General features: G+C 61.8%; 6 protein-coding genes. All 6 read left to right on the top strand.

Going from position 1 to position 4,336, the window contains the following annotated elements; genetic code table 11:
• Window positions 1–315 (top strand): IclR family transcriptional regulator domain-containing protein (locus tag GXY01S_RS16330; protein ID WP_218003177.1); only part of this gene is annotated, 315 nt, incomplete at its 5' end.
• Window positions 312–599 (top strand): YtcA family lipoprotein, encoded by a 288-nt coding sequence (locus GXY01S_RS16335; protein WP_051671960.1) that lies wholly within the window; start codon window positions 312–314, stop codon window positions 597–599. The genes GXY01S_RS16330 and GXY01S_RS16335, both read left to right, overlap by 4 nt.
• Window positions 599–1,618 carry an efflux RND transporter periplasmic adaptor subunit gene (locus GXY01S_RS16340; protein WP_082770962.1) on the top strand — a complete coding sequence of 340 codons (1,020 nt, stop codon included), beginning with the start codon at window positions 599–601 and terminating at the stop codon, window positions 1,616–1,618. The genes GXY01S_RS16335 and GXY01S_RS16340 overlap by 1 nt, the downstream gene beginning before the upstream one ends.
• Window positions 1,619–1,623: 5 nt before the next feature.
• Window positions 1,624–1,875 (top strand): hypothetical protein, encoded by a 252-nt coding sequence (locus tag GXY01S_RS18420; RefSeq protein WP_156470345.1) that lies wholly within the window; start codon window positions 1,624–1,626, stop codon window positions 1,873–1,875.
• Between the two features lie 96 nt (window positions 1,876–1,971).
• Window positions 1,972–3,495: an IS21 family transposase gene (istA, locus tag GXY01S_RS16345; RefSeq protein ID WP_061276814.1), complete on the top strand. Its 1,524-nt coding sequence runs from the start codon at window positions 1,972–1,974 to the stop codon at window positions 3,493–3,495.
• Window positions 3,485–4,264, top strand: coding sequence for an IS21-like element helper ATPase IstB (gene istB / locus GXY01S_RS16350; protein WP_025437302.1), 780 nt, complete (start codon window positions 3,485–3,487; stop codon window positions 4,262–4,264). The genes istA and istB overlap by 11 nt, the downstream gene beginning before the upstream one ends.
• Window positions 4,265–4,336: the final 72 nt, after the last annotated feature.

The raw sequence follows: 4,336 nt of genomic DNA on the forward strand, positions 1-4,336 counted from the left end.
ATCTGGGCACATGAGACGCGTACGGTCCGGGTCGCACTGTTCCAGGCGATCGAAGCTAATGAAGAAAACAGCCCCAGCCGTGCGGCCTTCGACCGCGACATGAAGGACGTGGCGCAACGTGGCATCGCCATTATGCGTGACAAGCTGGCGGTGGGCGTGACCAGTGTTTCCACACCGCTTTTCACTTCCGATGGACGCCTGCTCGGCGCATTGAGCGTGGGTCTGCTCAGTGCGCGTTATACCGAGGCGATGCACGAGAAGATCGTGTCCGCCCTGCAGCGCGCGGTGACGGCAGCCCAGGAACGCCTCGCATGAGCGCGCCATCCCTGTTTCGGCTCGGTCGGGTGATTGGTGGCGCGGGCCTGTGCGTCATTCCCTTTCTCACGGCTTGTACAGCCGCCCCCGCCCAGAACATCGCCGGCTCATTCTTCCCGTCATGGCTGCTTTGCGCTGCTGGTGGCGCACTCGGAGCCGTCGCCACGCGCGCAGCCCTCGGCGCGACAGGGATTGGGACAGGCGTGCCTTTCCCGTTGCTTACCTATCCAGCCATAGCGGGCAGTATCACCTTGGCGCTCTGGCTCGTGCTCTTCGGTCACTGATGATGAACGGACGTAAAACCACTGGTATTGCGATCAGCGTAGCCGCATTCCTGTCATTGGGCGGCCTCTCTCTCCTGGCGGCAGAACGCCTGCACCACCGTCCCCGTACCGATGATGCTTACCTGTGGGCCGATGTCATACACATGGCGCCAGACGTCAGCGGTCGGGTCACGAAACTGGCGGTACGCGACAATCAGCGCGTCCATCGCGACGAGGTGCTCTACATCATTGATCAGGAGCCATATCAGTACGCTCGTGACCAGGCGCTCGCACAGTTGCATAACCTCCAGGCCCAGCTTGCGATCGAGACTACACAGGTGGAATCCCAGGTTTCGCATGCCGATGCGAGCCGGAGCGGTGTTCCGGGCGCGCAGGCGCGCCTGGATCTCGCGCAACGCACGCTGGCGCGTCTGACACCACTGCAACGCAACGGCTTCGTGACGGTCGAGCAACTCGACCAGGCGCGTACCGAGGTCGCGACCGCAAAGGCCGCCCTTGACGAAGCACAGCAGGCCGCAATGGGCGCGCGGCAGGCCGTGCGCAGCATCGCGCCTCTTGAAGCGGCTGTGGCCGGTGCGCGATCGGCCCTGTCCCTGGCCGAACGCAATCTCCGGGTCACGGTAGTACGGGCGCCCTGCGACGGGATCGTGACGGCGCTCGATGTCTCGGCCGGCGAATATGCCGTCGCAGGCCATCCCCTTTTCACCATCGTCAATACGGAAGAATGGTGGGCTGTCGGGAATTTCCGTGAAACCCAGCTTGCTGGAACGCAGACGGGACAGCATGCCGAGGTCTATCTGGTCGGCATGACCGGCCGCCATGTCCACGGGATCGTTGACAGCCTCAACGCCGGCGTTCTTCCCGATGAAGGCACAACCGCCGACGGCCTGCCTCGCGTTCCGCGAAGCCTGAACTGGGTCCGGATTGCCCAGCGTTTCCCGGTGCGTGTCAGGCTGATCGACCCACCGCCTGATCTTGTCCGTATCGGCGAGACCGTCAGCGTTGTCATTGACCGATAAACACCATGAGTACAGCCGACATCCGGCGGCACTTTGCGCCGCCAGCACTTGATCAGGGTGATCCTCCATCAGGCCTCCGCGCGCTCTGGCATGAAATGAAATCCGTGCCTGGACGTGGGAAAAACACGGCCCGGCTTGTGGTCATTACCCTGCTCTGTACCGTAATCGGGGAAGTGTTCCGTGTCCCGTTCATCGCGGTCTTTCCCTGGATCGCTTTCCTTCTGGCAGGCAACGATCAGGGTGTTGATTTTCACTGAGAACTGACCCGGGTAGGGCGGAAATTTTCATCGAGATTTGACCCATGCCTTCACACTCCCCGGCAGCATCTGCTGGGGGTTTGAGGAGTGATTGACATGGAGCTTCTGAGTGTGATCCGTCGGTGGCACTGCCGGGATCATCTTCCGATCCGCGAGATCGAACGCCGGACGGGACTGTCACGCAATACGATCCGAAAATATCTCCGGGCACAGAGTATTGAACCGCGGTTCCAGGTACCCGAACGTCCCAGCCGACTGGACCCGTTTGCTGACAGGCTGAGGGGATGGCTGGTCCTGGAAGCCGCCCGCCCCCGCAAGAACCGGCGCACGGCGCGACGACTGCATGAAGACCTTGTGGCGCTGGGTTATGATGGGTCCTACGGACGGGTGGCCGCTTTCATCCGGCAATGGAAACACGAACAGCGCCAGGCACGCCAGACAACGGGTCGGGGTGTTTTCGTGCCCCTGTGCTTCCAGCCCGGGGAAGCCTTCCAGTTCGACTGGGGCGAGGACTGGGCGATAATTGCCGGGCATCGCGTCAAGCTGCAGGTTGCCCACACCAAACTGTCCTTCAGCCGGGCCTTCATACTCAGGGCCTATCCCCTGCAGACCCACGAGATGCTTTTTGATGCGCTTACCGAGGCCTTCCGCGTGCTCGGTGGCGTGCCGCGGCGGGGTATTTTTGACAACATGAAGACCGCCGTGGACCGGATTGGGTCAGGCAAGGCACGTCAGGTCAACCTGCGCTTCATGGCCCTGGCCAGCCATTATCTGTTCGAGGCGACCTTCTGCAATCCGGCAGCAGGATGGGAGAAAGGGCAGATCGAGAAGACCGTGCAGGATGCCCGGCGCCAGATCTGGCAGGATCTGCCCGTCTTTCCGGATTTGGGGGCGCTGAACGCCTGGCTGGAAGCCCGCTGCCTGGACTGTTGGGAACGGCTGCAGCATGCTGAATTGCCGCACAGCGTCTCCGAGGTCCATGCCAGCGAACGTCCTCACCTCATGGTGCCGGGGCGTCCCTTTGACGGGTTTGTCGAACAGACCAAGCGCGTCTCACCAACCTGCCTGATCCAGTTCGAAGGCAACCGCTACAGCGTGCCGGCCTCCTTTGCCAATCGTCCGGTCAGCCTGCGGGTTTATCCCGACAGGCTGCGCGTTATCGCCGAAGGACAGGTTCTGTGCGTGCATGACCGGATCATCACGCGTTCGCATGGTGTGCCAGGCCGCACGGTGTATGACTGGCGGCATTATCTGGCGGTCATCCAGCGCAAACCGGGCGCCCTACGCAATGGCGCGCCGTTTACCGAATTGCCAGCCGCCTTCCGGACCCTGCAGGATCAGCTGCTCAGGCGGCCTGGAGGCGACCGGGAAATGGCTGAAATCCTGGCCCTTGTGCTGCAGCATGATGAGCAGGCTGTCCTCTGCGCGGTTGAACTGGCACTTGAAGACGGCGTGGCGACCAGGACCCATGTTCTCAATACGCTTCATCGCCTGATCGATGCCAGGAGAACCGCGGTTCCCCGGCTTGATGCCCCACAGGCCCTGGTGCTCGAACACGAACCGTGCGCCGATACAGGGCGGTATGACATCCTGCGTGGGGACAGCCGCCATGCGTCATGATCCTGCCGCCGCTTCACTTGTCGTCATGCTCCGTGGACTGCGGATGTATGGCATGTCCCAGGCCACGGCTGACCTCATAGAGCAGGGCGCGCCCGCCTTCGAGGCGGCCATCCCCATCCTCTCACAACTCCTGAAGGCGGAACTGGCCGAACGCGAAGTGCGCTCCATCGCCTACCAGACAAAGACCGCCCGGTTCCCCGCCTATAAGGACCTGTCCGGGTTCTCCTTTGCCGATACGCAGGTCAACGAGCCCATGGTCCGCCAGCTCCATGGCGGGGACTTCATCGAGCGTGCTGAAAATGTCGTGCTGATCGGCGGCCCGGGAACCGGGAAAACCCATCTGGCGACCGCGCTGGCCATCCAGGCGATCACCCATCACCGCAAGAAGGCGCGCTTCTGGTCAACGGTCGACCTGGTCAATGCGCTCGAACAGGAAAAAACCGCCAACCGGGCCGGGCAGATTGCCGACAGGCTGCTCCGCCTGGATCTCGTGATCCTTGATGAACTCGGTTATCTTCCCTTCAGCGCGTCTGGGGGCGCCCTGCTGTTCCATCTGCTCAGCCGCCTCTACGAGCGCACCAGTGTCATCATCACAACCAATCTGAGCTTCAGTGAATGGGGAGACGTCTTTGGTGACCCGAAGATGACGACGGCGCTCCTCGATCGGCTGACCCATCACTGTCATATCCTCGAGACAGGAAATGACAGCTACAGGTTCCGTGCCAGCACCGCCGCATCAAAAAACAGAAAGGACAGATCCTCTTCTTGACCGCCCGTCCGACTATGCCTGAAATAGCATCTGGCTGGGTCAATTCCTGATGAAAAACCCGGGTCAGTTCTC

Source organism: Komagataeibacter xylinus NBRC 15237 (genome assembly GCF_001571345.1).
Taxonomy (GTDB): Bacteria; Pseudomonadota; Alphaproteobacteria; order Acetobacterales; family Acetobacteraceae; genus Komagataeibacter; species Komagataeibacter xylinus.